The 26,209-nt window shown below is 68.8% G+C and carries 24 protein-coding genes; 12 read left to right on the top strand and 12 right to left on the bottom strand.

The window, feature by feature from the left end; genetic code table 11:
* Positions 1-3 precede the first annotated feature (3 nt).
* Together ACGFI6_RS00715 and ACGFI6_RS00710 are read right to left on the bottom strand one after the other, a co-directional pair.
* Positions 4-1,242 (bottom strand): acyl-CoA thioesterase/BAAT N-terminal domain-containing protein, encoded by a 1,239-nt coding sequence (locus tag ACGFI6_RS00715; RefSeq protein WP_393114022.1) that lies wholly within the window; start codon positions 1,240-1,242, stop codon positions 4-6.
* 48 nt (positions 1,243-1,290) lie between these two features.
* Complete coding sequence (locus ACGFI6_RS00710) at positions 1,291-2,511, bottom strand: hypothetical protein (protein WP_393114020.1); 1,221 nt, start codon at positions 2,509-2,511, stop codon at positions 1,291-1,293.
* A 163-nt stretch (positions 2,512-2,674) separates the two neighbouring features.
* Here ACGFI6_RS00710 and ACGFI6_RS00705 point away from each other — a divergent pair, with 163 nt between their 5' ends.
* Complete coding sequence (locus ACGFI6_RS00705) at positions 2,675-4,201, top strand: helix-turn-helix domain-containing protein (protein ID WP_393114018.1); 1,527 nt, start codon at positions 2,675-2,677, stop codon at positions 4,199-4,201.
* Here the strand turns inward: ACGFI6_RS00705 and ACGFI6_RS00700 are convergent.
* A complete protein-coding gene (locus ACGFI6_RS00700; RefSeq protein WP_393114016.1) occupies positions 4,166-5,053 on the bottom strand; it encodes an alpha/beta hydrolase in 888 nt (295 codons plus the stop codon). The two genes, ACGFI6_RS00705 and ACGFI6_RS00700, sit on opposite strands and share 36 nt — an antisense overlap.
* 105 nt (positions 5,054-5,158) lie before the next feature.
* On the opposite strand from ACGFI6_RS00700, the gene ACGFI6_RS00695 reads away from it, so the two are divergent.
* From ACGFI6_RS00695 to ACGFI6_RS00680, 4 genes are all read left to right on the top strand, one after another.
* Positions 5,159-5,800 carry a TetR/AcrR family transcriptional regulator gene (locus ACGFI6_RS00695; RefSeq protein WP_393114014.1) on the top strand — a complete coding sequence of 214 codons (642 nt, stop codon included), beginning with the start codon at positions 5,159-5,161 and terminating at the stop codon, positions 5,798-5,800.
* Between the two features lie 84 nt (positions 5,801-5,884).
* The gene (locus ACGFI6_RS00690) at positions 5,885-6,484 is read left to right on the top strand and encodes a dihydrofolate reductase family protein (RefSeq protein ID WP_393114012.1); all 600 of its coding nucleotides are present in this window, start codon (positions 5,885-5,887) and stop codon (positions 6,482-6,484) included.
* Between the two features lie 22 nt (positions 6,485-6,506).
* A complete protein-coding gene (locus tag ACGFI6_RS00685) occupies positions 6,507-6,650 on the top strand; it encodes a hypothetical protein (protein WP_393114010.1) in 144 nt (47 codons plus the stop codon).
* 324 nt (positions 6,651-6,974) lie between these two features.
* Positions 6,975-8,201, top strand: coding sequence for a deoxyguanosinetriphosphate triphosphohydrolase (locus ACGFI6_RS00680; protein WP_393114008.1), 1,227 nt, complete (start codon positions 6,975-6,977; stop codon positions 8,199-8,201).
* Between the two features lie 776 nt (positions 8,202-8,977).
* On the opposite strand, the gene ACGFI6_RS00675 is transcribed toward ACGFI6_RS00680, so the two are convergent.
* The gene (locus tag ACGFI6_RS00675) at positions 8,978-10,990 is read right to left on the bottom strand and encodes an exo-alpha-sialidase (RefSeq protein ID WP_393114006.1); all 2,013 of its coding nucleotides are present in this window, start codon (positions 10,988-10,990) and stop codon (positions 8,978-8,980) included.
* Between the two features lie 264 nt (positions 10,991-11,254).
* Here ACGFI6_RS00675 and ACGFI6_RS00670 point away from each other — a divergent pair, with 264 nt between their 5' ends.
* Positions 11,255-12,493, top strand: coding sequence for an NAD(P)/FAD-dependent oxidoreductase (locus ACGFI6_RS00670; protein ID WP_393114004.1), 1,239 nt, complete (start codon positions 11,255-11,257; stop codon positions 12,491-12,493).
* Here ACGFI6_RS00670 and ACGFI6_RS00665 read toward each other — a convergent pair.
* The gene (locus tag ACGFI6_RS00665) at positions 12,490-13,338 is read right to left on the bottom strand and encodes a TolB family protein (RefSeq protein WP_393114002.1); all 849 of its coding nucleotides are present in this window, start codon (positions 13,336-13,338) and stop codon (positions 12,490-12,492) included. The two genes, ACGFI6_RS00670 and ACGFI6_RS00665, sit on opposite strands and share 4 nt — an antisense overlap.
* A 10-nt stretch (positions 13,339-13,348) precedes the next feature.
* Positions 13,349-14,284, bottom strand: coding sequence for an aldo/keto reductase family oxidoreductase (locus tag ACGFI6_RS00660; protein WP_393113999.1), 936 nt, complete (start codon positions 14,282-14,284; stop codon positions 13,349-13,351).
* A gap of 195 nt (positions 14,285-14,479) precedes the next feature.
* Between ACGFI6_RS00660 and ACGFI6_RS00655 the strand changes: the two genes are divergently transcribed.
* Both ACGFI6_RS00655 and dnaG read left to right on the top strand, forming a co-directional pair.
* A complete protein-coding gene (locus ACGFI6_RS00655; protein ID WP_393113996.1) occupies positions 14,480-17,266 on the top strand; it encodes a DUF6531 domain-containing protein in 2,787 nt (928 codons plus the stop codon).
* 60 nt (positions 17,267-17,326) lie between these two features.
* On the top strand, positions 17,327-19,249 hold the full coding sequence (gene dnaG, locus ACGFI6_RS00650) for a DNA primase (RefSeq protein WP_393113994.1): 1,923 nt from the start codon (positions 17,327-17,329) through the stop codon (positions 19,247-19,249).
* On the opposite strand, the gene ACGFI6_RS00645 is transcribed toward dnaG, so the two are convergent.
* Positions 19,246-19,845 (bottom strand): TetR/AcrR family transcriptional regulator, encoded by a 600-nt coding sequence (locus ACGFI6_RS00645; RefSeq protein ID WP_393113992.1) that lies wholly within the window; start codon positions 19,843-19,845, stop codon positions 19,246-19,248. The genes dnaG and ACGFI6_RS00645 overlap by 4 nt on opposite strands.
* Before the next feature lie 91 nt (positions 19,846-19,936).
* Between ACGFI6_RS00645 and ACGFI6_RS00640 the strand changes: the two genes are divergently transcribed.
* Together ACGFI6_RS00640 and ACGFI6_RS00635 are read left to right on the top strand one after the other, a co-directional pair.
* Positions 19,937-21,055, top strand: a complete 1,119-nt coding sequence (locus ACGFI6_RS00640; RefSeq protein WP_393113990.1) for an FAD-dependent oxidoreductase — start codon at positions 19,937-19,939, stop codon at positions 21,053-21,055.
* Positions 21,056-21,081: 26 nt separating this feature from the next.
* The gene (locus tag ACGFI6_RS00635; RefSeq protein WP_393113988.1) at positions 21,082-21,315 is read left to right on the top strand and encodes a hypothetical protein; all 234 of its coding nucleotides are present in this window, start codon (positions 21,082-21,084) and stop codon (positions 21,313-21,315) included.
* Here the strand turns inward: ACGFI6_RS00635 and ACGFI6_RS00630 are convergent.
* The 3 genes from ACGFI6_RS00630 to ACGFI6_RS00620 form a co-directional block, all read right to left on the bottom strand.
* The gene (locus ACGFI6_RS00630) at positions 21,293-22,207 is read right to left on the bottom strand and encodes a phosphotransferase enzyme family protein (RefSeq protein ID WP_393115734.1); all 915 of its coding nucleotides are present in this window, start codon (positions 22,205-22,207) and stop codon (positions 21,293-21,295) included. The two genes, ACGFI6_RS00635 and ACGFI6_RS00630, sit on opposite strands and share 23 nt — an antisense overlap.
* 55 nt (positions 22,208-22,262) lie before the next feature.
* A complete protein-coding gene (locus tag ACGFI6_RS00625; RefSeq protein WP_393113986.1) occupies positions 22,263-22,799 on the bottom strand; it encodes a DUF664 domain-containing protein in 537 nt (178 codons plus the stop codon).
* An 89-nt stretch (positions 22,800-22,888) separates the two neighbouring features.
* On the bottom strand, positions 22,889-23,332 hold the full coding sequence (locus tag ACGFI6_RS00620; protein WP_393113984.1) for an OsmC family peroxiredoxin: 444 nt from the start codon (positions 23,330-23,332) through the stop codon (positions 22,889-22,891).
* 101 nt (positions 23,333-23,433) lie between these two features.
* On the opposite strand from ACGFI6_RS00620, the gene ACGFI6_RS00615 reads away from it, so the two are divergent.
* Positions 23,434-23,868: a MarR family winged helix-turn-helix transcriptional regulator gene (locus tag ACGFI6_RS00615; protein WP_393113981.1), complete on the top strand. Its 435-nt coding sequence runs from the start codon at positions 23,434-23,436 to the stop codon at positions 23,866-23,868.
* Positions 23,869-23,873: 5 nt separating this feature from the next.
* Positions 23,874-24,746 (top strand): GNAT family N-acetyltransferase, encoded by an 873-nt coding sequence (locus tag ACGFI6_RS00610; RefSeq protein WP_393113979.1) that lies wholly within the window; start codon positions 23,874-23,876, stop codon positions 24,744-24,746.
* 6 nt (positions 24,747-24,752) lie between these two features.
* Here ACGFI6_RS00610 and ACGFI6_RS00605 read toward each other — a convergent pair whose 3' ends face one another.
* Together ACGFI6_RS00605 and ACGFI6_RS00600 are read right to left on the bottom strand one after the other, a co-directional pair.
* On the bottom strand, positions 24,753-25,649 hold the full coding sequence (locus ACGFI6_RS00605) for a hypothetical protein (protein WP_393113977.1): 897 nt from the start codon (positions 25,647-25,649) through the stop codon (positions 24,753-24,755).
* Positions 25,646-26,140 carry a SigE family RNA polymerase sigma factor gene (locus tag ACGFI6_RS00600; RefSeq protein WP_393113975.1) on the bottom strand — a complete coding sequence of 165 codons (495 nt, stop codon included), beginning with the start codon at positions 26,138-26,140 and terminating at the stop codon, positions 25,646-25,648. Before ACGFI6_RS00600 ends, ACGFI6_RS00605 begins: the two co-directional genes overlap by 4 nt.
* Between the last annotated feature and the right edge of the window lie 69 nt (positions 26,141-26,209).

Here is a 26,209-nt window from a genome sequence, read left to right as displayed (position 1 = left end):
CTCCTAATGCCGCAACGACGCCAGCAACGCCAGCGTCTTCGCCCAGCCCTGCTGTAGTGCCGACTCATTGGCAGGGCGGGTGCCGCCGAGCGCCTGCCGGCCGGCGATCGGGTGGGCGAAGATGGTGCCGTGCGGCAGGTATGGCGTACCGCCGACACCGTGGCCCGCGCCGGTGACGATCACGGCCTCGTGCGAGAACGTGGCATGTGCTTCGTCGAGGCGTTGCATGATCAGTTCCGCCGACTGCTTGGAACCCCACTGCGCGTCGCCGGAGCCGGCGACCGCAAGGACGGGACCGTCCACGCCGTCGACCGGGATCGGATCTCCCGCCTCCAACGGCTTCCCCTGGTACGTCCAGGCCGCGCCGCCCGGGTGCGGGAACGAGCCTGTTACGTACGAGCCCGGGGCGAACAACACCGTCCCGGCGACCAGCTCCGGGAAATGATCGGCGACGAGCAGCGCCGGCTCGCTGCCGAACGACGCACCCATCACGACGACGTGCGCCGGATCGACCCCGGGCTGTCGCGCGAGCCAGCGGATCGCCGACGCGAAGTACTCGAGCGGAATGTCCCGCAGGTCCACCGGCACCCCTGGTGCATGGAAGTACGCCAACGCCAGCACTGGGTAGCCGTGCGACGCCAGGAGTTCCGGGCTGGACCGGGGCGGCACACCGCCTTCCGATCCGCCGAGAAGCAGTACAGCGGGATGCTTCGCCCCGTCCGTCTTCGGGGCGACGTACACGCCGGTGAATTTGTCCTTGGTCATCGTGAGCGGCCTGGTCGTCACGCCGGAGGCCAGCCAGCGCCGGGTCAGTGCCGTACTCGCGAGCCGTTTCCCGTCACGGCTCGCAAAGACCTCGAGGTGCTCGACGAACCGGCCGTTCTCCGTCGGCGGGATGTACGACTGCGCGTCCGGATCTCCGTCGGGTGGGTTCATCGACCAGAACAGCCCCATCCCGTCGGCGTCCTGGTAGCTGCCGGCTGACGGCTTGGCACTGTCGAGATCGACGGTGCCGTGGTCGTCGGTGGTGAAGGTCGCCTCGCCGTGCCACTTCTGCCCGTGCTGGTCGACAGCCTCGGCGCCGATGGTCACCGGTTTGTGAGAGGGAAGGCCGGTCACCTTCAGATGAACCTGTTGGTCGGCGAGCGTGACCGCCTGGTCGACGCTGACCACCGGCTTGCCGGACGAGCACCCGGTGAGGAGAAAGCAGGCGACCGCAAGCAGCGGTATGGACCGTTTCACCCTTCCAGAGTGACACCGCGAGGACTCACTTCGAGCCGTGCCGAAGTGTCAGGCCTCGACGCCTTCCAGGTTGAGGTGGTCGACGTACGCCCACAGCCAGACCAGGGGAGCGAGGACGAGCTCGGGCTCGTCGTCCTCGTCGGCGATGAACAGCATCGAGGCCTCGCCGTTGGTGATGTCCTCGCAGACCGCCTCGCACAGCTCGAGCGCGATATCGAACGGCAGCAGGCGGGGACCGTTCTCCCAGCGCGGTTGCGGGAGCGGGAGCACCGGCGCCTCGTCGGTGCCGTCCATCTCGACCGAGACCTGCTGCAGTTCCTCGTACAGGTCGAAGGAGATCAGTCCCGCGAGCGGGCGCCCGTCGAGACCGATCAGGTACGGGTCGTCGGCGCCGTCGCGGAACGCGTCCCGGATGTCGGGCAGCGCCGCCTTCAGATCGGTGGCTTCCAGGTACGGCGCCTCGTCCGGCTCCTCGTCGGCCTCCACCTCGACCAGCCCGCTGCGCATCTGGTCGAACTGGTGCAGCAGGTCGTTCAGCTCGTCGTACGCGCCGCCGCCGGGAGCCTTCTGCGCGCGGGCCTCCAGGTCGTGGAGGTGCTCGACGAGATCGTCCTCGAAATGCAGCTCGTACCGCGGGAGGCCCGGCTCGCGGCCCGCATTGATCTGCGCGACGAGCTGCGTCGACACCGGCCCGATCCGCTCCGCGAGCGCCTCGAGCGGGATGGTCGGCTTCTCCTCGTCGTCGTGCGCGCAGGAGTCGTCGTCGTTCTTGCCGTCGCCCTCCAGCGCCAGCAGCACCTGGAACGCCTGGAACGACAGCAGCGCGGCGGTCGCCATCATGCCGTCGCCGATCAGCATCAGCGGGTTCCCGCCGGCCTCGGTGCGGCGCAGGTGGTCCGGCATCAGGGTCGCGGCCTGCTCGACGTTCACCTGACTGGCCAGCGAGGACAGCCCGTGGTCGGTGTCCACGCCGAGCAGCTCGACCAGGCGCTCGGAGCTCATGTCGAAGTTCGACCGGAGGTAGTACCGCAGCCAGCCGGCGTCGACCGGGCTGCCCAGCAGCTCCGCGATCCGGGCCCGGAAGTCGGCCAGGTCCGCGATCGCCAGCACGACCAGCACCGGCTGGTCGCCGTCGCCGATCACCAGCGGTCTGGTGTCACCGTTGTGAAAGCCCTCGATCACCTGGTGCAGGCTGTCCGCGGCTGCCTCCAGCGGCCACGACTCGGCCTCGAACTCGTTGACCACCGCGGCGGAGGTGTCCTCGGGCATCTGCTGGGTCCTCTCCGGGTGGCGGCGGGAGTGTGGAGCAACTGTAGGCTGCGGGCGTTTCAGCAGGTCGGGTGGGTCCTGCACGGACCGGACGTGATGTTCGCTACCCTCGTACCGGCGGGTCGGTGCAGAGGTATCTCACATGTGAGATAAGGTCCGGAGCATGACCGATGACTACCTGAGCCGGATCGGAAATCTCATCCGGGACGCCCGCAAGCACCGCGGCTGGACGCAGACGCAGCTCGCGGAAGTACTGAACACCAGCCAGAGTGCGGTGAACAGGATCGAGAAGGGTCATCAGAACCTCACCCTCGAGATGCTCGCCCGGATCGGCGAGGCGCTCGACTCAGAAATTGTCTCTCTCGGTGGCGGTCCGGTCCACCTCCGTGTCGTCGGCGGACGGCGGCTTTCCGGTTCGATCGACGTCAAGTCGAGCAAGAACGCCGGCGTCGCGCTGCTCTGCGCCTCGCTGCTGAACAAGGGCCGCACGACGCTGCGCAAGGTCGCGCGGATCGAGGAGGTCAACCGGCTGCTCGAGGTCCTCAACTCGATCGGCGTGAAGACCACCTGGCTGAACGACGCCGGCGACCTGGAGATCGTGCCGCCGGCGCAGCTCGACCTCAGCTCGATGGACGCCGAGGCGGCCCGCCGGACCCGGTCGATCATCATGTTCCTCGGCCCGCTGCTGCACCGCGAGGACGCCTTCGAGCTGCCGTACGCCGGTGGCTGCGACCTCGGTACCAGGACCGTCGAGCCGCACATGACCGCGCTGCGCCCGTTCGGCCTCGAGGTGAAGGCGACCGGCGGCCAGTACCACGCGCTGGTCAACCGGGCGATCGCGCCGGGCAAGCCGATCGTGCTGACGGAGCGCGGCGACACCGTGACCGAGAACGCGATCATGGCCGCGGCCCGGTTCGACGGCGTCACGGTGATCCGGAACGCCAGCCCGAACTACATGGTCCAGGACCTCTGCTTCTACCTGGACCTGCTCGGCGTGAAGATCGACGGCATCGGGACCACCACGGTGACCGTGCACGGCAAGGCCGACATCGACGTGGACGTCGACTACGCGCCGTCCGAGGACCCGATCGAGGCGATGAGCCTGCTCACCGCGGCGATCGTCACCAAGTCCGAGATCACCATCCGCCGGGCGCCGGTGGAGTTCCTCGAGATCGAGCTCGCGCTGCTCGAGGAGATGGGGCTCGACTACGACCGCAGCACCGAGTACCTCGCGGAGAACGGGCGCACCCGGCTGGTCGACCTGACCACCCGGCCGTCGAAGCTGCACGCGCCGATCGACAAGATCCACCCGATGCCGTTCCCGGGGCTGAACATCGACAACCTGCCGTTCTTCGCGGTGATCGCGGCGACCGCGACCGGGCAGACGCTGATCCACGACTGGGTGTACGAGAACCGCGCGATCTACCTCGCCGACCTGAACAAGCTCGGCGGCCGGGTGAAGCTGCTCGATCCGCACCGGGTGATGGTCGAGGGACCGACGCACTTCTCCGGCGCCGAGATGATGTGCCCGCCGGCGCTCCGCCCGGCCGTGGTCGCGCTGATCGCGATGCTGGCCGCGAAGGGTACGTCGGTACTGCGCAGCATCTACGTGATCAACCGCGGTTACGAGGACCTCGCCACCCGGCTGAACTCGCTAGGCGCTCAGATCGAGACCTTCCGCGACATCTGATCCGCGGCTGGGCTCCTGCTCCTGTTGTGCAGTGTGGTCCGCGTCCTGCAGGAAGGCGACTGCTTCGGCGATCACCGCCGGGTCCGAGAGGATCCGGCGGTGCCCGAGGCCGGTGGTCGGGAGGAAGTGTGCGTGCGGGCCGTAGCTCCGCAGCAGTATCTGCGCCTGGCCTGGATCCACCACGTCGTCCTCGTCGTTGTGGACGACGAGCAACTCGGTCTTGTTCGCCTTGACCGAGAACCGGTCCCAGATCGTGATGTCGCCGTCGAAGTACCCGCGCTCGATCGACCGCCGCAGCTCCCGATTGAGCTTCGGTCCGAGCCCAAGTTCGGCGCAGAACGTGTCGGCGAGGTAGCCGAAGTCCGCGACGCCGCTGATCATCACCATCCGCTGCGCGGCGACGCCCTGGCGCACGGCGTACAGCGCGAACGGCACACCGAGGGAGTGGGCGATCACGCCCTCGAACGGCCCGTGCCGTTCCTCCAGGGCGCGGATGAGCTGCTGATGACCCAGGATCGACACCACGTCGCCACCGGAGTCCCCGTGCGCGGGGGCGTCGTACGAGACCGGGCTGTATCCGAGCTCGAGCAGGCGCGTGATGAACCCGGCGTACCGCGAGGCGCGTGACCGCCAGCCGTGCACGAGCAGCACCGGCCGCCGGCCGTCGCCCCACGCGTACGTCTGCACGCCGTCGATCACCTCGACCTTCGCCGCATTGTGAACAATCTGCTCGTCCGGGCGGACCCGGCCGCGGGCGAGCGGCCGCCGCCAGAGCGTGAAGGCGAGTCGTCCACCGAGCCGCGGTGACAACTTTCCGATTGTCTGCAATCCGACACTGATCAGCTTCCGCATGGCGCCCCTCCAGTAAACTATACGAACGGTCGTATTATTAGTTTCCCAGAGCGTAGCACTCATCGGATCGAAGCAGTTCCGGTGCACCCCCTAGGATCGGATGTCGTGGAGAAGATCGACGGGCGGCTGGCGCGGGGTGATCAGACCCGTCGCGCCGTGCTGCGGCGTGCCGTCGACATCGCCTCGGTCGACGGACTCGAGGGGCTGTCGATCGGCCGTCTCGCCACCGAGCTGGGGATCAGCAAGAGCGGGCTGTTCGCACACTTCGGCTCCAAGGAGGAGCTGCAGCTCGCGACCATCCGGGCCGCGCGCCGGATCTACGCCGACAACGTGGTGCTCCCGGCGTACGAGGTCGATCCGGGTCTCGGGCGGGTGTGGGCCTTGAGTCAGTACTGGCTGGACTACTCGCGCACTCGGGTGTTCCCGGGCGGCTGCTTCTTCCAGAAGGTCTCGCACGAGTTCTCCGCCCGCGACGGCGCCGTCCAGGAGTACCTGGCCGCCGTCCATGACGAGTGGATGGACCTGATCGAAACCGCGGTCACCGAGGCGGTCGAGCGCAACGAGCTCGTCGGGGACGCCAAGCAGCTCGCGTTCGACCTGAACGCGTACTACGAAGCCGCCAACCTCGCATCGATCCTCCACAACGACGACACCGGCTACGCCCGCGCCCGCGAAGCAGTACGCATCCGCCTGGAGTCAGCGATGGTCCCCGGCACGCCGCCACCCTGGCCGACCGACCACGAGTAGGCGACGCCGACCACCAGTAGGCGAGGCCGATCACCAGTGGGCCGGGCCGGGGGATTTGTCGGTGGCCGTCTCTAGGTTGGAGACATGCGGCCTCATGTGGTGGCTCAGCTGGCGGTCTCGCTGGACGGGGTGGCGTCGGGATTCGACGTCGACCTCGCGCGGTTCTATGCGCTGGCGACCCTGTGGCAGGAGGACGTGACGCTCACCGACGCGGAAACGATCGTTGCCCAGGAGAACGAAGTACGCGCCGCCCCTCGTCGCGGACCACGTCCGGAGGGTCCGCTGCTCGCGGTCGTCGACAACCACGCCCGCGTCCACACCTGGGAGTCGCTCCGCGAGCTCGGCTACTGGTCCGGCGTCCTCGCCCTGTACGCCGACCAGTCCCCGGCGCGTCCCGCCGACGCGACCACCCGCGAGCTGATCGCCGGCTATCAGGAGGTCGACCTCCCCGAAATACTGACAGTCCTTGGCAGGCAGGGCGTTCGAACCGTTCGCATCGATTCACTCACGTTGCTCCGGACCTGTTTGGACCAGGACCTCGTGGACGAAGTGGCGCTCCTGGTTCACCCGGTGCTCGTCGGCGGCGACCGCTGGTACGACACGCACCGCCTCGACCTGCGGCCCGCGGGCACCGAGATGTTCGGTGACGGCGTGACCTGGCATCGCTATTGCGTCTCCACCTGATGCAGGCGCCAGAGTGTCGGTCATGACCACAGGGGACCGCATACTCTTCTCGATCGGTGAGCTGCCGCTTCGGCGCGCCGTACCGCGGATGGTGGCTCGCCGCGGCACCCGACCCGAGGAGCTTCGACTCGTGCACCGACCGGCCAAGCTGTCCGACGTGGAATGAGACCGTCGAGACGACGCTTGCCGACGGCATCGAACCGTTGTCGGCTGCCGCACGGTCGGTCGTTGAGCTGTTGGTCGGTCGGTACTGCGAGACGTTCGGCGAGGTTGACGACGCGGCGTACCGGCAGCGTCTGATCCACCGGCTGGAGGTCGGCGGCGACCCGCTGCTCGAACGCTACCGGAACCTGCTGGCTGTCGTCGGCGGATCCCAGCCGGCGCCCTCGCTCGGGCCGGTGGTGGGTGGTTCCGGACCGCGCTCCGTTCGCACTGAGCTTTCCCTTCGGCTTCACCGGAATGTCGGTGGGCGCGGTTAGTGTGGGTGGTGATGAGGAAGCAGCATGAGGGGTACGACGAGCACGACGCGGAGCGGTGGGTCGCGGAGCCGGTGAAGCGGCCCGGGCGGACGGCGTTCGCGCGTGATCGGGCGCGCGTCCTGCACAGTGCGGCGCTGCGGCGGCTCGCGGCCAAGACCCAGGTGGTGACCGCCGGCAGCGACGACTTCGTGCGGAACCGGTTGACGCACAGCCTCGAGGTCGCGCAGATCGGGCGTGAGCTGGCGGCGACGCTCGGCTGCGATCCGGACATCGTGGACGCGGCCTGTCTCTCGCACGATCTCGGGCATCCGCCGTTCGGCCACAACGGCGAGCGTGCGCTGGATCAGGTCGCGGCGGACATCGGCGGCTTCGAGGGGAACGCGCAGACGCTGCGCCTGCTCACCCGGCTGGAGTCCAAGACGTTCGACGCCGACGGCCGCAGCGTCGGGCTGAACCTCAGCCGCGCGACCCTGGACGCTGCGACGAAGTACCCGTGGGCGCGGCGGTCCGGCGAGCAGAAGTTCGGGGTGTACGACGACGACCTCGCGGTCTTCACCTGGTTGCGGCCGGGGGTGGGGGAGCGGCGCTGCCTCGAGGCGCAGGTGATGGACTTCGCCGACGACGTCGCGTACTCGGTGCACGACATCGAGGACGGGATCGTTGCCCACCACATCGACCTCGCCGCGGTCGACACCGTGCGCGAGCCGTACTGGGAGACGGTCCGGCAGATGTACTTGCCGGAAGCAACAGACGCCGAGCTGGACGAGGGCTGGGACCGGCTGCAAGCCTTGAACTACTGGCCGGCGGCCACGTTCGACGACAGCCGGCGGGCGCTCGGCGGGCTGAAGGACCTCACCAGTCAGCTGATCGGACGGTTCGCGAACGCCGCGGAGCAGGCAACGCATGCGGTGTTCGGCCGGTCGCGTCTGATCCGGTACGAGGCGGATCTAGTCGTACCGGATGGGATCCGTACCGAGATCGGCTTGCTGAAGGGCGTCGGGATGTACCACGTTCTCAACTCGCCGGAACGCCAGGCCCGCCGCGCCGTCCAGCGCGAACTCCTCACCGAGCTCGTCGAAGCCCTCTGGAAATCCGCGCCCCGGCACCTGGACATCCCGTTCCAGTCCGACTTCACCGCCGCCCCCGACGACACCACCCGCCTCCGCGTCATCGTCGACCAGGTCGCCTCCCTGACAGACCCCTCAGCCCAAGCCTGGCACCAACACCTACTCGGCTAACTCCCACACCACCCCCGCCCTCCCCGCCACCCGCCGCGAGTACCACCGCTCCGCTCGCCCCGCCCCGCCCGCTCCGCGCCGCCCGCCTCGCCCGCTCCGCCCACCCTGCCTGTCTGGCCGCCCTGTCCTGCGTGCCCCGCACCGCCCTGCCCGCCCGGCCTCGCCGTCGTTCAACGTGAGCGGATATCTGGCTCTTCTGTCGTAGGTGTGGGTGGACCGACGGACATTTCGACAGGTAGTGCACCCCGAGACACCGTACGCGCACCGCACTTCCACGCTCAGGTGCACTACTCACCGGCCAGACCCCAACCGACATGTCCTGTCGAGCTGTCCGCCCCGGCCACCCCAGACCACACGCAGCCAGCATCCACGGCTCGGAATCGGAGTGGTCAGTACCCACACATCGGACGCAAGAGCCGGATATCTGCTCGGGTTGGGGGTTCTCCGCTGGTGTGTGAGCGGAGAACCCCCAGCGAGGGTGGATAACCCGGCGTGCCTACCTACCGCCCTGGTTGGCGGCCGCGCTCGCCTGCTCTGGCCTGCCCGCCGTCCCGGCCTCGCCGCCGTTCAGTGCGAGCGGATGTCCGCTCGGGTTGGGGGTTCTCCGCTGGTGTGTGAGCGGAGAACCCCCAACGACGGTGGATAACCGGGCGTGCCCACCCACCGGCTGGCGTGCGTGGGGGCGGTCGGTGGTGGGCTGGGTGCGCGGGCAGGGTTGGGTGCGTGGGACCGGGTGGGGTGTGCGGGCTGGGTGGGGTGGGCGTGGGTGGAGTGGGTCAGTGGATTGTGGTGAAGGGGAGGTTGAGGGCTAGGCGGTTGGGGTTGGGGGTGTTGGTTTGGCGGATCTGGGTCAGTTCGGTGTCGGAGAGGGCTCGGCGGTAGATGCGGACCTCGTCGAGGGTGCCTTGGAAGCGGTTGGCGCCGTCGACGCGTTGGCCGATGTGGATGCCCTGGATGCCGAACTCCTTGCCGGCTGTGACCGAGCCCGCAGGTGCCGCGGTCGAGCCGACTTCGTTGCCGTCGACAACGAGTCGGAGCCTTCCGTCGACCCGTTGCAGTACGACGTGATGCCAGGCGTTGTCGTTGTACGCCGATGTCGACTGCACCGTCACGTTGAAGCGATCCACCGACAGCAACGCCCGGATGCGGTTGCTCTCCGGCTCCGCGCGCAACCACACCTGTGGGGTCGTGCCGGAGCCGGTCCGGTACGCCCAGAGGATCGCGTGCGACCCGGTCGTCGCGCCGTACTTGATCCACGTCATCATCGTGAAGTCGTCCGCGCCGAGATCGATCGACCGGTCGTACGGGACCTCGACGTAGTCGTCCGTCCCGTCCAGCGCGAGCCCGTTCCCGAACTTGCCCTCGGCAACAGTCGCGCCACCGCGGACGTACGCCGAATTGTGCGCCGGGCTGATGTCGGCAGTGAGCGGACCCGGCGCCGGTGGCCCCGGGATGCCCGGCGGCGTACCATTCGGCGTCGACAGGTACGCCTCGTTGAAGCGCGCCCAGCGGATCGACTCGTACGGGCTCGCAACGCCCGCTTCGTACAGCAATCCGGCCCGATCCCCGTCCAGGCGGACCATGTCGGAGTACGCCGACGGACCCCACCAGAACACCTTGCCCTGCTGCCAGGTGCCGAACGAGCGCGCCTCGTCGTACGACGAACGCACCGTCATCACCTCACGGGCGGCCGGATGTGCCGGCGCCGAGAACAGGATGCGGTTGCGCTGAGCGCCTTCGTTGCGCGCGCTGAACCGCAGCAGTGAGCCCTGAACGTCCGGCACCACCAGCTTCGGGATCGTTCGCAACGGTGCGTCGAACGTCGCGCCGCCGTCGCTGCTGATCACGTACGCGCGGTTGCCGGGGTCGGTGCCGCGTTCGCGGGCGAGCGCGTAGATCCGGCCGTCGGTCAGCTCGACCACGGTCACCTCGCCGGCGATGATCGAGCCGTCGTCGCGGGACGTCGTCGCGCCGATGTGCCAGGTCGCGCCGGAGTCGTCGGAGTACAGCAGATGGACGCCGTACACGTGCGGGCCGACGCCGTCGTACGTCTCGTAGTTGGCGCCGACAATCAGACGACCGGCGTGCGGGCCGTGCTGGAGCTGGATGCCGTGCATCGGGCCGGTCGCGTACCAGAAGTTCCAGGTCGGCAGCTTTGCGTCGGTCAGCTCGCGCGGTGCGGTCCAGGTGGCGCCGGAGTCGTCACTGGTCTGGACGTACGGGTCGCGGTCGCAGCCGTTCGTACACGGCTCTGGGCCGTTGTGGGTGGTGACGAGGACAATCCGACCAGTCTGATTGTCAACAATCGGCACTGGGTTGCCGTGGGTGCTGCCGTTGCCGTCGGAGACCACCTGGAGCGGTCCCCAGGTCTTGCCGCCGTTGGTCGAGCGGCGCAGCACGATGTCGATGTCGCCGTCATCGCCGCAGTCGGCGACGCGGCCCTCGGCGAACGCGAGCACGTCGCCGTTCGTGGCGTGCACGATCGCCGGGATGCGGAAGCACGAGTAGCCCTCGGTCTTCTGCTGGAACAGCACGCTGTCCTCGGCGAACGGCGCCGACGCAGGCTCGCTGGCGGCATCGACACCGGCGGCATCGGCACCGGCAGCGGCGGCGGCACCGGCAGCAGCGGCGGCAGCGGCGGCGGCAGCAGCAGCGGGTGTGGGCGCTGTGGATGGGGATGGGGATGGGGATGAAGAGATTGGATGGGTGGCGTGGGCGGAGGTGGTGGTGAGGGTGAGGGACACCAGTAGGGCGGCGGCCGCGAGACGGCCTGCTGTGGGTACGCGCATGACTCTCCCAAGGAGGACATAGGACGTATTATGTCCTGCGATAACGTAGTCATCCGGACCGCCTGCGACAAGTCCTCGGCGAGGACCCAGGGCACGTCTCCCGATCCCCCGCCTACTGCGGGGCACTCGGCACGGCACCTCGCCGCACGGGACCGAAGGCCACGATGCTCCGCATCGAGACCTTCGCCCCCGCGCACCGAGCTACCGCACCGAGCACCTCCTCGCTACGACGTGGGATCGGGAGACGTGCCCTAAGGTTCGTTCATGGCTGATGAACAGATCGTGATCGTCGGTGCGAGTCTCGCGGGAGCGACCGCGGCCGAGACCCTCCGGAAAGACGGCTGGAGCGGCGGCATCGTCCTGATCGGCAGTGAGCGATCATTGCCCTACGAGCGGCCACCGTTGTCCAAGGACGTCCTGCTCGGCAAGTCCGGGACCGATGCCGCCCAGTTGCACGACCAGCAGTGGTACGACGACAACACGATCGACCTCCGTCTCGGTACCACGGTGACCGCGATCGACGCGGCCGCGCACACGGTCACGCTGGACGACGGTTCTCAGGTGCCGTTCGGCAAGCTGCTGATCGCGACGGGAAGTCGCGTCCGCGAGCTCGACGTGCCGGGTGCCGAGCTGCCCGGGGTGAACTACCTGCGGACGGCCGAGGAGGCGCAGGCGCTGACCGATGCGTACGCCGCGAAGCCGCGCGTCGTCGTGGTCGGTGCCGGATGGATCGGGCTCGAGGCGGCGTCCGCGGCTCGCGAGCGCGGTTGTGAGGTGACCGTCGTCGAGCCGCAGTCCACTGCACTGGCCGCAGTGCTCGGCGAGGAGGTCGGTGAGTTGTTCGCCGAGCTCCACCGGCAGCACGGCGTGCTGTTCCGGTTCGGCACCGGCGTCGAGGGCTTCGAGGGGACCGACAAGGTCACCGGCGTGAAGGTGAGTGCCGGTGATGTCGTCCCGGCGGAGCTGGTGATCGTCGGCGTCGGCGTCCGGCCGAACACCGAGCTCGCGGCGGCGGCCGGCATCGAGGTTGCGACGCCCGACAACGGCTCCGGCATCGTCACCGGCGCCGACCTGCAGACGTCGGTCGCGGACGTGTACGCCGCGGGTGACGTGGTGCGCTGGGACCACCCGCTGTTCGGGCGCTCGGTCCGCGTCGAGCACTGGCAGAACGCGAAGGACACCGGCAAGGCGGCCGCGAAGTCGATGCTCGGCGAGGACGTCTCGCACGACGCGATCCCGTACTTCTTCACCGACCAGTTCGACCTCGGCATGGAGTACGCGGGCGAGGTCCCGCGCGGTACGTCGTACCAGGTCGTCCTGCGCGGCGACCCGAAGTCCGGCGCGTACGTGGCGTTCTGGCTCGCCGGCGACAAGCACGTGCTGGCCGGCATGCACGTCAACACGTGGGGCGCAATCGACGCGGTCCGCGACCTGATCAGGTCCGGCAAGCAGGTCGACCCGGCCCGCCTGGCGGACTCCTCGATCGAGCTGTCCGATGTCTAGAACGGATAGGTGACGTACGCGAACGACGAGCTGTCCGGTGACCAGCTCGGCACGTTCATCGTGCCCTGGCCGCCGAACAGGCTCGTCAGTTCGCGCACCTCGCCGTCGCGCAGCAACAGCCGCAGCCGTACGTCGTCGATGTCGGCCGGATGCCCTTGCGTGCCGGTCGGGAAGCTCACGTACGCGATCGACGAACCGTCCGGCGCCGGGTGCGGGAACCAGTTCACCCGCTCGTCGTCGGTCAACTGCTCCACGTGCCCGTCGGCGACCCGGATCCGGAACAGCTGCGCCTCACCGGCACGCTCGGAGTTGAAGTAGATCCACGCGCCGTCCGGGCTGAACTCGGCGCCGTCGTCGGCGAACTCGTCGTCGGTCAGCTGTAGGTCGGCGCCACCCGCGGCCGGGATCGTCCACACGTTGGTGATCCGCTGCTCGCCGACCCACTCCAGACCGATGTACGCGAGCGTCGCACCGTCCGGGGACACCCCGTGCAGGTAATGGTGGAATCCAGGTCCGCGATCGTTCGTCACCCTGCGGCCTGGGCCGCCCTCGGTCGGCACCGCGTGGATGTGCCCGTCGTCGGCGGACACGTAGACCGTCCGCCCGTCCGGGCTCACCACGTGGTCGTTGTTGATCGCCGGTACGCCGCCGAGCTCGATCTCCTCGAGCCCGTCCGCGACCCGGTACAGCAGCCCGTTGCCGTTGACAACCAACGTGCCGTCCGGCAGCCAGTTCGGCGCCTCGAACAGCACCTCGTCGGACCTGAACACCAACCGGTGCTCGTTGCTCACGACATCGACGACATACAGCTCGGACCGCTGACCAGGACGAAGAGTACGAGGCATGCCCAAAACCTTAAGGCAGGGTGTGGCCGGCCGCGGTGAAGAGGTGGTACCACTCCTGGCGGGTGAGGGTGATGGTGGCGGCGGTGGCGGCCTCCTGGACGCGGGCCGGCGTGGTGGTGCCGATCACGATCTGCATCGCGGCCGGGTGCCGGGCGATCCAGGCGAGGCCGATCGCGGTGGGCGTGCTGTCGTACGCCTTCGCGACCTCCTCGAGCGCGTCGTTCAGCGCGGCGTACTTGTCCCGGTCGCCGATGAAGACACCGCCCGGCGACGGCTTCTGCAGCGAACCCCAGGACTGGATGGTGACGTTGTTGAGCCGGCTGTAGTCCAGGATGCCGAGGTCCCGGTCCGCGGACTGTTCGAGGCCGACGATATTGGCGCCCAGACCCTGCGCGACCAGGGCGGCGTGCGCGAGACTGAACTGGAGCTGATTGGCGACCAGCGGCTGCCGGACCGACCGCTTCAGCAGCTCGATCTGACCGGGCGTGTGGTTCGAGACACCGAACGCCCGCACCTTCCCGCTGCTGTGCAGCTCATCGAACGCTGCCGCCACTTCGTCCGGCTCGACCAGCGTGTCCGGGCGGTGCAGGAGCAGTACGTCCAGGTAGTCCGTACGCAGCGCTGCCAGCGACTGCTCCACACTCGAGACGATGTGCTCGCGGGAGAAGTCGAAGTATCCGCGCCGGATCCCGACCTTGGACTGGATTATCACCTGGTCACGTTCCGCGGCGGGGACCGGCTGCGCGTCGCCGTACCGCTGCTCGCACCCGTGCGGCCCGCCGTAGATGTCGGCGTGATCGAACATCGTCACCCCGGCGTCCCGCGCGGTGCCGACCAGCGTCCGGATCTCGCCGTCGGACAGCTCCTTGATCCGCATCAGCCCGAGCACGACCCGCGACACCCGGGTCCCGCTGCCACCCAATTCCACCGTCTCCTGAGTCTCCACGCCCGAACGCTAACCCACCCGTCCGCGGAGGCCGCAGGTTGTTGCGACCTGTTGCCGGTATCGCGCTCCGGTCTAGTGCACTATTTTACCGGCATGCCCGCCCGCAGATCTCGCCGCCTTGTCCCCGCCCTGGCCCTGATGGCACTCCTGCCGTTGTGTGCCCCACCGTCCGCGGTAGCCGAACCAGCAGCAGACGTGAGCGCGAGCCCGACCGGGCCCCGGCCGTCGGCGACCCGGATCCCGTTCGCGATCTCCGACAAGGTGTCCGCCTCGGTCGATGTCGGAACCGGGAACCTGCTCGTCACCACGAACGACCTGGTCCTGCCGGGGATCCAGCACGATCTCGAGTTGGGGCTGGACTACAACAGTCTGCGGCGCGCCGCCGGGGCCGCGTTACCGTCGGGCTCGGCAGGCGCCGGCTGGGCGATGCGGGTCGGCCAGGACACGAAGCTGATCCTGAACACCGACAACTCGGTGGTGTACCTGGCACCCGAGGGTCGCGAAGGCCTGTTCGAGCCGTTGACTGCGACCACCTACACCGCTCCGCCCGGTTTCAAGGTCACGATGGCGAAGACCGCCGCGGGTTGGACCGTGACGGACCACCTCACCAACGAGGTCTCGACGTACGACGCCGCCGGCAAGCTGACCTCGATCACCGACCGCAACTCGCGGGCCGCAACCTTCACCTATACAGCGGGACAGCTCTCGCAGGTGGTGTCCACCCGCGGCGCCGCGGGCGCGAACACCGCGAACTTCACCTGGTCGGGAAGCCTCACCGGCATCACCCAGACCGGCGCGGACGGCACCCAGCGCAGCGTCGCCTACACCTACACCGACGGCAAGCTGACGAAGATCACGGACCTGACGTCCAAGGCCACACGGTTCACCTACGACGCGGTCACCGGCGACCTGGTCACGATCACGAACGGCGCGAACCGGCAGACCGCGATCCAGTACGACACCGCCCACCGGGTCAAGAAGGTCACCCAGGAGACCTTCGTGGGTCCGGCCATGACCCGCTTCACCTACTACTCGTCCCGCGAGACTCTCGTCGCGGAGCCGAACAACGCCTACGGCAATCCGTCCGACGGGCCGCAGACCGACTACCGCCTCGACGCGGGCAAGTTGGTCACGTCCGTCGTCGACCCGCTCGGCCGCAGTCGCGCGAAGACGTACACGCCGCTCGGCGACGTCGCGACCTCGACCGACGGCACCGGCGCAGTCACGACGTTCGGCCACGATCCCGCGGTCAACGGCGGCGAGTCCCTGACCAGCGTGACGTCCCCGACCGGCGCGACCGCGACCACCGCGTACACGAATCCAGGCGCGGCGCGGTACCTGCCGTCCGGCACAACCGATGCTCAAGGCAACAATGTGGCGTTGACGTACGACGAGGTGGGCAACCAGCTGACGGCCGGTACGTCGGCAGTGAGCTACAACGCCGACGGCACGCTCGCCACGTCGACCGATCCGCGCAGCAACGTGAGCAGTTACGCCCGCACCGACCACCAGCTGACCGGGATCACGCCACCGGCAGGGTCCTCCCTCGCGCCGGTTGTGATCGCCTACGACGGCTTCGGACGGATCCACAGCGTGCGCGACGGCCGGGGGATGCGCACGATCTACGCGTACGACCGCGCCGACCGGATCAAGACCATCCAGTACTCCGACAACACTCCCGACGTCGTCTTCACCTACGACGGCGCCGGCAACGTCCTGACCCGCACCGACGGCTCCGGAACCACGACCATTGTCTACGATCCGCAGAACCGGGTCTGGAGCCGGGTCGCCACCTCGGGCGGCGGGACGCTGGCGTACGGCTACGACCGGACCGGGAACCTGATCTCGAAGACCGACCCGGAGCGCAGGTCGATGATCTATACCTACGACGCCGCGAACCAGCTCACCGAGCTGACGATGGCCAACGGCCAGAAGACGGACTTCGCGTACGACGACAGCGGTCGCCGGACGGATATCTGGTTCAACACGAACCCGGACCACACCACGTTCGCGGCCCACACCAGCACGGCGTACGACAAGTCCGGCCGGGTCGCGCGGACGTGGACGTCACGGGCCTCGAACGACGCGACCAGTGTCTACGACACGACGTACTGCTACTCGCCGTACGTCGCTGGACAGCCCTGCCCGTCGCAGGCCGTCAGCACTGACAGTCACGTACTGCGATGGTCGGAGGACAACCTCACCTCACAGGTCTCGACCTACGGCTACGACACCGCCAACCGGCTCGCGACGGTCTCGAACTACGCCGGCCACAGCTACGCCTACACCTATGACGACGCCGGCAACCGCCTGACGGCCGAGGTCGACGATGTGACGGTCCAGACGCTGACCTACAACTCCGGTAACCAGCTCAGCAACCCCGGGTACACATTCGATGCCGCTGGCAACCGAACTGCCTCTCCGGGCAACCGCACCGCCACCTACAACGCCGCTGGGCAGCTGACGAGTCACACCGGCGCCGCGGGCACGACCACCTACACCTGGGCAGGCGGCGACCAGCACGAGCTCGTCTCGGCGACCAACGGAGACTACGTCACCAGGTACGGCTACGGCCCGACCAGCGAGGTGCAGTCCGTCACCCGGCACGGCGAGATCACCTACCTCGACACCGCCGACGACGACACCCCGCTCGCGCTCACGACGACTGGCGCCGTCGAGTACTACGTGCTCGACGGTCAGGGCACCCCGGTCGGCCTGGTCGGCTCCGCGGGCGGCGTCACCGCTGCGTACACGTACGACCCTGCTGGGCAGCGACTCACTGCCACCGGCGCCTCGGCCGCGAGGAACCCGCTGGGCTACGACCAGGGCGTTCTGGAAGACAGCAGCGGCTGGGTCGTGAAGGACGGACGCTTGCAGGACACCACGACCGCCAACGCGACCACGCAGGACCCGTCACTGCGCCTCCTGCAGCCCGGGACCGCGAGCCGCTACACGACCGTTCCGCTGGCGCCGCGTCCCTGAATTCACGCAGTTCGTCGTCCCGCGGGCCGACGTGCTTGGCGATGATCGTAGACTCGCGGGGTGGCAGGCCGGATCAAGGAAGAGGACATCGCGCTGGTGCGCGAGCGAGCCCGGATCGACGACGTCGTGGGCTCGTATGTGACCTTGAAGAACGCCGGCGGGGGCAACCTGAAGGGTCTCTGCCCTTTCCACGACGAGAAGTCGCCGTCGTTCAACGTCACCCCGGCGCGCGGGTTCTTCTACTGCTTCGGCTGCCAGGAGGGCGGCGACGTCATCGACTTCATCCAGAAGGTGGACCAGATCACCTTCTCGGAAGCGGTCGAGACGCTGGCCTCGAAGGTCGGCATCCAGCTGCGCTACGACGACTCCGGGGCGCCGCTGCAGCGCGGCCCGGGCAACCAGCGGCCGCGGCTCGTCGAGGCGCACAAGGCGGCCGCCGAGTTCTACGTCGACAACCTGTTCGGGGCGGCCGAGGCGTCGATCGGCCGGCAGTTCCTGGACAAGCGCGGCTTCGACAAGGACGCCGCTGTGCAGTTCGGCGTCGGCTTCGCGCCGCGCGGCGGCGAGGCGCTGATCAGCCATCTGCGCGGGCGCGGCTTCACCAACACCGAGCTGGTCACCTCCGGTCTGGCCGCCGACGGGCAGCGCGGGCTGTACGACCGGTTCCGCGGCCGGCTGATGTGGCCGATCCGGGACGCCTCGGCGGACGTGATCGGGTTCGGCGCGCGCCGGCTGTTCGACGACGACCGGATCGAAGCCAAGTACCTGAACACCCCCGAGACCCCGATTTATAAGAAGTCCAAGGTGCTGTACGGCGTCGATCTCGCCCGGCGCGAGATCGCGAAAGGCCGGCAGGCGGTGGTGGTGGAGGGCTACACCGACGTGATGGCGTGTCACCTCGCCGGTGTGCAGACCGCGGTCGCCACCTGCGGTACGGCGTTCGGCGACGACCACGCCCGGGTGTTGCGGCAGCTGCTGCTCGACCACGACCAGTTCCGTGGCGAGGTGATCTTCACGTTCGACGGTGACGAGGCGGGTCAGCGGGCGGCGTTGAAGGCGTTCGCCGGCGATCAGGCGTTCGCGTCGCAGACGTACGTCGCGGTCGAGCCGGACGGGCTGGACCCGTGCGACCTGAGGCTGCAGAAGGGCGACGCGGCGGTCCGCGAGCTGATCGGCCGACGGGTTCCGCTGTACCGGTTCGTGCTCGGCAACGTGTTGTCGAAATACGACCTTGACCGGGCGGACACCCGGGTTGACGCGCTGCGCGAGGCGGCGAAGCTGGTGATCAGCATCCGCGACCGGTCCAAGGTGGACGCGTTCACGCGCGAGCTCGCCGGCCGCCTGGGCATGGACGAGGACCAGGTCCGCTCCGAGGTGTACCGCGCGGCCTCCAGGCAGACGGCCGCTCCGGCCCAGTCCGGTCCGTCCGGGCAGTCGCGCCCGCCGGTGCAGGCCGGTGGCGCGGAGCAGCCGGCGCCGGCTCGGCGTACGGACATCCCGTCGCCGCGGGATCAGCGGTTCGTGATCGAGTGGGATGCACTGAAGGTCGCGATGCAGCACCCAGCGCTGGTCGGGGCGGCGTTCGACGAGCTCGACGATCACGACTTCACGCATCCCTGGCTGGCCGCGATCCGCGCCGCGATGGCGAAGGCCGGTGGCCCGTCCACCGCGCCACCTGGCGAGGCGTGGGTGGTCGCCGTACGCGATGCCGTCGGCAACGATCCGGCCGCCGCAGTGGTCGGTGCGCTCGCCGTGGACCCGCTGCGGCTCGGCCGCGAGCCCGACGCGCCGTACGCACAGGCCTTGATGGCCCGTGTCCAGGAGCTGACCTGCGCGCGCCGCATCGCGGACCTCAAGTCGAAGCTCCAGCGCACCAACCCGATCGACCGCGCCGACGAGTACAACCGGATGTTCGGCGAGCTCATCGCGTTGGAGGCCTACAAGGCCGAGCTCCGCACCCGCGCGATCTCCGGAGCCCTTTAACCCTTCAGATATGACACGAGCAGGGCGACCTGCTCGGCGTACTTGTCGGTGAAGTCTTCGGTGTCCGGGTCGAGGCCGAGCGCGCGGGCGATCTGGGGGAAGACGACCGGCACGGCGGCCAGGCCGAAGAGGGCGAGTCCGGCGTACGCAGCGTCGAGGTCGGCCGCGAGTTCGCCGTCGGACTGGCGGCGGCGGAAGTCGGCGAGCATGCCCTGGAAGCGTTCGTACTGCGCGCCGGCGTCGTTGCCGGCGGTGTCGCGGTCGATGCCCTCGCGGATCAGCAGCCGGAGCAGGTCGGGCTGCTCGATGGTCGCGCGGGCGTAAGCGCCGACGACCTCACCGAGGGTCTCGGCCGTCGCGGTGATGGTCGGCTCGGCGGCCCGCCAGCGGTCGGCGACCGCGCGGTACAGGCCTTCCTTGCCACCGAAGTAGTACGAGATCAGCTGTTTGTTGACGCCTGCCCGGGCGGCGATCTCGCTGACCCGCGCGCCGCTGAACCCGTGCGCGCCGAACTCCGCGACCGCGGCGTCCAGCAGTTGCTGCTTGCTGCGCTCGGGATCACGCTGCCGCTCCTCGGGGCCGGGGGATCTCCGCACGACGGCCATCCTAGCGGACTTCCAACCGGCGTGCTAACTTAATCAACCATACGGATGATAAAGCTTGATGAACGGATGACAGGAGTCGGCGATGAAGGTCGCGATCATGGGTGCCGGGATCGGTGGGCTGGCGCTCGCGCAGGGTCTGCGGAAGGCGGGCGTGGAGGTGACGGTGTACGAGCGCGATCCGTCGCCGCGGTACCGCAAGCAGGGGTACCGGATCCACATCAGCCCGGTCGGGGAGGAGGCGCTGGCGGCGATGCTGCCGGATGCCGTGCGGCGGCGGGTGATCGCGACGGCGACCCGGCCCGGCGATCTGGTGGCGGGCTTCGATGCGCAGCTCAACCAGCAGTTCGAGCAGCTGTATCCGGTGAGCGGTCCGGACGCGGTGACGTCGGTGGATCGGTACGCGTTCCGGCGCGCGTTGATGACGGGGCTGGATGACGTACTGCGCTTCGGCAAGCAGTTCACGTCGTACGCCGAGACTGCTGACGGCGTCGAGATCGCCTTTGCGGACGGAACTTCCGCGACCGCCGACGTACTGGTCGGCGCGGACGGGGTGGGATCGCGGGTGCGCGGGCAGGTCGTGCCGTCGCTCGACGTGGTGGACATCGGGGTGCGCTGCATCTACGGGAAGGTGCCGCTGACGCCGGCCGTCCGCGAGATCGCGCCGGAGTCGTTCCTGCGCGGGTTCTGCTTCGTGAGCGACGGGTCCGGCCTTGGCGCGGCGTTCGCGCCGGTGGTGTTCCGCGAGCCGCCTGCGGAGTACGGCGACTATCTGATGGCTGTACTGACCGGGACGAACGCGGTGCTCGGCGTGCCGGACGAGAAGCTGTTCGAGTTGCCTGCCACCGAGCTGTGGGCGCTGGTGGCGCGGTCGGTGGGGGAGTGGCATCCGGCGATCCGCGCGCTGGTCGATGTCGGCGAGGCGGAGGCCGCGTTCCCGATTACGCTGCGGACCTGCATCACGGTGCCGACCTGGTCGTCGGCGTGCGTGACCTTGCTCGGGGACGCCGTCCATCCGATGACGCCGGCCGCGGGTGCGGGTGCGAACACGGCCCTTTGGGATGCGGCGCGGTTGACCCGGGCGCTGACGTCGGGGGAGGATCTTGCGGCGTACCAGCAGGAGGTTGTCGCCAAGGGCCAGGCGATCGTCACCGAGTCGCTGCAGAACGCCGAGCGGATGTTCAACGTGTCGATCGCCGCATGAACCGGAGGCGGTCCTACGCTGGCGGCATGTCCCAGATGCGGCCGCCGCGGATGTTTCGCGCCCCGAAGATCCTGTCCGGCGAGGTCAGCCTGGACGGGTATCCCCTCCGGTACGCCGCGGTGCTGAGCGGCGGCACGTCGTACGAGTCGGCGCTCGACCAGGTGCTGAGCGTCGTCGAGCTCCTCGAACAACGCGGCTGGGAGCTCGTCAATCTGACGTCACCCCAGGGGATGCAGTTCATCGCCGTGATGCGTCACTGAGATCCTCCAGTCTCTGGAGGATGTGCAACGCAGCTTGGTGTCTCGCGCGTGCATAAGCCTCGAGCGACGCGCTGACCGGGGCTGGTTCGGCCAGCGGATACGTCGATCCGACGGTGTATGCGCAACCAACCGCGACGGCGGACCGGAGGTCTTCCGGGCGTACGGCGGGATGCTCGGCGCGGTACGCGTCGAGCAACTCGCGCAGACCGTCGATCCACTGGTCGCCGAGCAGCACCGTCCGTGGGTCGCAGCCGATCCGGGCGATCTCCCAGGCGATGAAGCCCGGTCGTGGGGGCTGGAAGTCGATCACCGCCGCGACCTCGTCCTTGCGGAGCATGAGGTTCGGTGCGGCCAGATCGCCGTGCAGGACTTGCACGGTCAGTGCGGGCAGGTCGGCGAGGATCGCGCCGGCCTTGTGGAGCAGGGCGCGGCGTTCCTGCGCTGCCTCGCGGGCCCACTCCTGGAACGGGCTCGGTGTGTCGCGTTCGTGGAGGCTCGCGATCAGCCGATCGAAGCTGCGCTCGGAGCGCGCGACGTCCCGGACCTCGGTTGCCGGGCGGAGCGCCGGGGTGGCGTGCGGGTGCTCGGCCAGGCGTCGGTGCAGTCTGCCGAGGACCGTACCGATTGCGGGCCAGCGGTCGCCGGTGATGCCGCCCTCGGCCGTTTCGCCGTCGACGAACTCCCACAACGACATCGGCATCCGCTCGTCGATCAGCGCACCGGTGCGTGTCCGGCGTACGTCCGGAACGGGCACGCCGCCCTGCCCGGCGAAAGCGGTCAGCTCGATCGCGGCGCGTTCGCGTGGTAGGTCGCCGCGGTAGATCTTGGCGAACCAGTTGCGCCCGTCGACGTCGACGATGCGGTAGTTGACAGTGTTGGTACCCGCCGCGATCCGGTGCAGGTCAACGGCGCGGATGCCGTACGAATCTCTGAGCGTGTTGGCGAGGTCAGTCAGGATCGTTGCCCGTCACGCCGTCGACAGCCTCGCGCAACATGTCCGCCTGGCCGGTGTGCTTCAGGTACTCCTCGAGCAGGTCGATCGCGATCCGCCGGCGGTTCGAGCTCCAGGCCGGATCTGGGTCCGGGATGACCACGTCGAGTCCGCCGTCCGCGCTGAGCTCCTGCCATTTGGTGCGGGAGCGTGCGGCAGCCGCGTACCAGAGGGAGTAGAGCTCGTCAGGATCGTCGGTGACCGCGGACGCCCAGCCCCATTCGTCGTTCTCCGTCCAGCCGCGGGTGTCCCAGGGCGACCCGAGTGGCTGATCGGCGGCTCGCGCCGTGAAGCCGTCCTCGACGAACGCCATGTGCTTGATCAGCCCGGCCAGCGTCAGCGTCGACGGCGGATGTGTCTGCCGAAGTTGCTCGGCGCTGAGCCCGCCGGTCTTCCACGCGAACTGCCGCCGAACCCGGTCCAGGGCGAACTCCAACGTCTCGACCTCGTTGCCCCGCGGGCACGACGACATCGGCAGGTCTCGCCACTCCATGGCGCCTCCTTCGTCAGGCTGCGTCCAGCATGCACGACCCCACCGACAGAACTGCCCGGAGACTAGGTGAGTCTCCGGGCGGCGGAACGTCAGCTCTCGAGCGCGGCGTCCAGCGTAATCTCGACGCCGGCCAGCGCCTTGCTGATCGGGCAGTTCGCCTTCGCGGCCTGCGCTGCTTCCTCGAAGCCGGCCGCGTCCAGACCGTCCACCTCGGCGCGCACCGTCAGCTTGATCCCGGTGAGCTTGAAGCCGCCCGCGGCCTGGTCCGGCCCGAGCGACACCTCGGCGGACACCTCGTGAGACTGCGGTACGCCGCCACGCCCGGCGATCTCCGCACTCAGCGCCATCGCGTAGCAGGCGGTGTGTGCGGCCGCGATCAGTTCCTCGGGGCTGGTGGCGCCGCCCGCGTCCTCAGCAGCACGCTTCGGGAACGAGACGTCGTACGTCCCGACCTTCGAGCTGGTCAGCTCCACCTGGCCCGAGCCCTGCTCGAGAGTTCCGTTCCAGGCAGTCCGTGCGGTACGAGTCGGCATGTCGCTCTCCTTCGAAATTTATCTTGTGTGCAAGATACTTGTGCACAAGATACTATGTCGTCAAGTGCAACCGCCGTGAGACGCTGACCACAGGAGGAGCCATGACGGAGGACCGGGTCCTCGGAGACCTGCTCTGCTTCGACCTGTACTCGCTGTCGCGCCTGGTCACGTCCTTGTACCGCCCGGTCCTCGAGCCGCACGGGCTGACGTACCCGCAGTACCTGGTCCTGACCACGCTGACCCGACTCGGCACCTGCTCGATCGGCGACATCGGCCGCGCCACCCGCCTCGACCACGGCACGCTCACACCGCTGCTGCGCCGCCTCGCCGATCGCGGCCTGCTCACGCTTGACCGGTCCGCCAGCGACGCCCGTTCGGTCACCGTCTCCCTCACGCCCGAAGGCGAAGCCCTAGGCCCGGTCCTCTACGAGGCCTATTGCCACGTCGGCGAATCCCTCGGCATGACCGAACAACAAGTCCAACGCCTGCAATCCACCCTCCACCAACTAACCACCCACCTCGACCCCCCGAAGTAGCCAACATGCACTGGCGCCCCGCAGCCGCAGCCGACGCATCGCTGCTGGCCGCCCTGGCAACCGCAACCTCGGCTGACCCGGTAACCCCCGACGAGGCGGCAGCGTTCATGCGCTCGTGGTCAGTCGAGCTGGCGACGCTCGGCGAGACGGGGGCGGCGGCCGCGGTCGCCGTACTGCCACCGACCCCCGGTCACCGCCGGGGGCACGGCGCCTGGTGGTCGCGCCGTGGTGTGGACTCCGAGATCATCTCCCGGCTGGTCGGGCTGGCGACCGCAACGCCGGAGCTGCAGATCCTCCGCGTGAGCACGGGGGACCCGGCCGAGCAGGTCGTACTTCGGGCGCAGGGTTTCGACGAGGGCTACCCGGTGTGGACCATGACGCACGACAACACGACGTGGCCGGACGGCCCGCCTGCACTGCCGGCAAACTTGCGCAGCGCGGGCTGGGCGGACGTGTCGGCGACCGCGTTCTACACCACCTACGAACAGGCGTACCGCGACCAACGGCTGGTCGAACCGCACAACGCCGAAACCCTGAACCAGCTCGTCACCGACACGGCCTTCGCCCCCGACCTCTCCACCTTCGCCGTCGCACCGGACGGTCAGGTGGCCGGCTTCGTCCTCGCCTGCGTCAACGCCCGCAACGAAGTCGAACTAGGCCCCATCGGCACCGACCCCGCCCACCGCGGCCGCGGCATCTCGTCCGCCCTGCTCGCCGCAACCCTGACCCGCTGCCGCACCACCCGGCAGGCTCCTATAACCCTCACGGTCGACGCCCAAAGCCCCACCGGCGCCCATCGCCTCTACCTGCGCCGAGGGTTCCGAATCACTCGCCACCTCGACGTCCAGCATCTGCACCTACCGCCCCATGGTCGGTGAACCTGGTCAGGCGCTGATCTTGAACTTCGGTGTCACGACGAGCTCGGCCAGCTGGCGGGGGGTGAAGATCGGCTGGGTGAGGGACTTTCGGCCTTCGATCTGCTTGGTCTGCGCGAAGTACATGACGGTGCCGTCGTCGTACCGGTAGGCGGCCCACTGGTCGTAGCTGCCGCGCCCGTTGGTGGTTACCACGCCGACCTTCTTACCGCTGACGTTCATGATGCTGCACGTACCGGTGCCGCCCCAGAACTTCTTGGCCAGCTTGCACAGGTCGCCCGCAGGCTTCCCGTCTGGCGTGGTCGACTGCACCATCAGTTCGCCGACCCGGTCGCCCTTCTGCACCGGGATACTGGCCTTGTACTCCCAGTAGTCCAGCTCGCCGTCGCTGGACGCGTACTGCGCCTGCGGCCATCGCATCGGGTCACCGCTCGGGAACTTCAGATCCGGCGTAGTGAACCCGTCCGGCACCGCCGACGTCAGGTCGTTCATCAGCGTCACGGCCCGAGCGGCACGCGGACCCGCGCTGGCGGTACGGTCCGTCTGGCCCTCCGGCCACGGGTCGTCGGTCTTCCGTGTCGTCGGCGTCAGGGTCGAGGCCGGCTGCGGTGTGGACGCCTGGTGCGGCGTGGACACCTTCTGCGGTGTCGACACCAAGGTCGACGGGGTGGGGTCGCCGGCGACCATCCGGCCCACCGACCCGCCGTTGTGGTGCGCGAACAGTGCGGGACCCGCCCCGACACCGCCGACCACGAGCGTTGCGACGGCGATCCCGGCCCACGCCGCCCGGCGCCGCTTGCGCACCCGCCGAGCCTCCTCGAGCGCGAGCCCCGAATCCATCGACGGCGGCGGAGTGCTGCGCACGATCACGTCGTGGAACGCCCTGTTCAGGTCTTCTTCGTTCATCGAACCTTCTCCTCTTCAAGCAGCCCGCGCAGTGTCGCCAGACCTCGCGCGGCCTGGCTCTTCACATTTCCGGTCGAGCAGTCGAGCAGCGCCGCCGTCTGTTCGACGGACTGGTCTTCCCAGTAGCGCAGGACCAGCACGGCGCGTTGCCGGGGCGGCACCTTCACGAGCGCCTCCAGCAACAGGAGCCGTTCTTCCTGCAGTACGGCCGGCGGCGCCACCTCGTCGATCGGCGCGAACCCGACCGCCTCGTGCCGGAACCAGCCCCGGCGCCGCTCCGACAGGAACGTCCGGACGAGCGTCTGCCTGGTGTAGTTGTCCATCGCCTCTTGCCGCTGGATCCGGTGCCACGCCAGGTAGATCTTCGTGAACGTCTGCTGGACCAGGTCCTCCGCGCGGTGCCAGTCGCCACAGAGCAGGAAGGCCGTGCTGCGCATGGCGCCGGAACGTGCCGCAAAATAGCTCTCGAACGCGGCGTCCCGATCACTCATCTGTTCTCCCATCCTTGATTCCGGGTTAGACACGCCACCGGCAGCGAAGTTGGTTGCACGGGCGGCCCG

Source organism: Kribbella sp. NPDC048928 (assembly GCF_043197975.1).
GTDB lineage: Bacteria > Actinomycetota > Actinomycetes > Propionibacteriales > Kribbellaceae > Kribbella.
Note: the sequence above shows the minus strand (reverse complement) of the source record. Positions and strands in the feature narration are given on the sequence as shown.

What these genes read in the sequence shown, in the direction of transcription:
- ACGFI6_RS00710 (WP_393114020.1), bottom strand. Translation starts at nt 2,511, where the DNA reads ATGCCCGAGGACACCTCCGCCGCGGTGGTCAACGAGTTCGAGGCCGAG.
- ACGFI6_RS00705 (WP_393114018.1), top strand. Translation starts at nt 2,675, where the DNA reads ATGACCGATGACTACCTGAGCCGGATCGGAAATCTCATCCGGGACGCC.
- ACGFI6_RS00700 (WP_393114016.1), bottom strand. Translation starts at nt 5,053, where the DNA reads ATGCGGAAGCTGATCAGTGTCGGATTGCAGACAATCGGAAAGTTGTCA.
- ACGFI6_RS00690 (WP_393114012.1), top strand. Translation starts at nt 5,885, where the DNA reads ATGCGGCCTCATGTGGTGGCTCAGCTGGCGGTCTCGCTGGACGGGGTG.
- ACGFI6_RS00685 (WP_393114010.1), top strand. Translation starts at nt 6,507, where the DNA reads ATGACCACAGGGGACCGCATACTCTTCTCGATCGGTGAGCTGCCGCTT.
- ACGFI6_RS00680 (WP_393114008.1), top strand. Translation starts at nt 6,975, where the DNA reads ATGAGGAAGCAGCATGAGGGGTACGACGAGCACGACGCGGAGCGGTGG.
- ACGFI6_RS00675 (WP_393114006.1), bottom strand. Translation starts at nt 10,990, where the DNA reads ATGCGCGTACCCACAGCAGGCCGTCTCGCGGCCGCCGCCCTACTGGTG.
- ACGFI6_RS00670 (WP_393114004.1), top strand. Translation starts at nt 11,255, where the DNA reads ATGGCTGATGAACAGATCGTGATCGTCGGTGCGAGTCTCGCGGGAGCG.
- ACGFI6_RS00665 (WP_393114002.1), bottom strand. Translation starts at nt 13,338, where the DNA reads ATGCCTCGTACTCTTCGTCCTGGTCAGCGGTCCGAGCTGTATGTCGTC.
- ACGFI6_RS00640 (WP_393113990.1), top strand. Translation starts at nt 19,937, where the DNA reads ATGAAGGTCGCGATCATGGGTGCCGGGATCGGTGGGCTGGCGCTCGCG.
- ACGFI6_RS00635 (WP_393113988.1), top strand. Translation starts at nt 21,082, where the DNA reads ATGTCCCAGATGCGGCCGCCGCGGATGTTTCGCGCCCCGAAGATCCTG.
- ACGFI6_RS00625 (WP_393113986.1), bottom strand. Translation starts at nt 22,799, where the DNA reads ATGGAGTGGCGAGACCTGCCGATGTCGTCGTGCCCGCGGGGCAACGAG.
- ACGFI6_RS00620 (WP_393113984.1), bottom strand. Translation starts at nt 23,332, where the DNA reads ATGCCGACTCGTACCGCACGGACTGCCTGGAACGGAACTCTCGAGCAG.
- ACGFI6_RS00615 (WP_393113981.1), top strand. Translation starts at nt 23,434, where the DNA reads ATGACGGAGGACCGGGTCCTCGGAGACCTGCTCTGCTTCGACCTGTAC.
- ACGFI6_RS00610 (WP_393113979.1), top strand. Translation starts at nt 23,874, where the DNA reads ATGCACTGGCGCCCCGCAGCCGCAGCCGACGCATCGCTGCTGGCCGCC.
- ACGFI6_RS00605 (WP_393113977.1), bottom strand. Translation starts at nt 25,649, where the DNA reads ATGAACGAAGAAGACCTGAACAGGGCGTTCCACGACGTGATCGTGCGC.
- ACGFI6_RS00600 (WP_393113975.1), bottom strand. Translation starts at nt 26,140, where the DNA reads ATGAGTGATCGGGACGCCGCGTTCGAGAGCTATTTTGCGGCACGTTCC.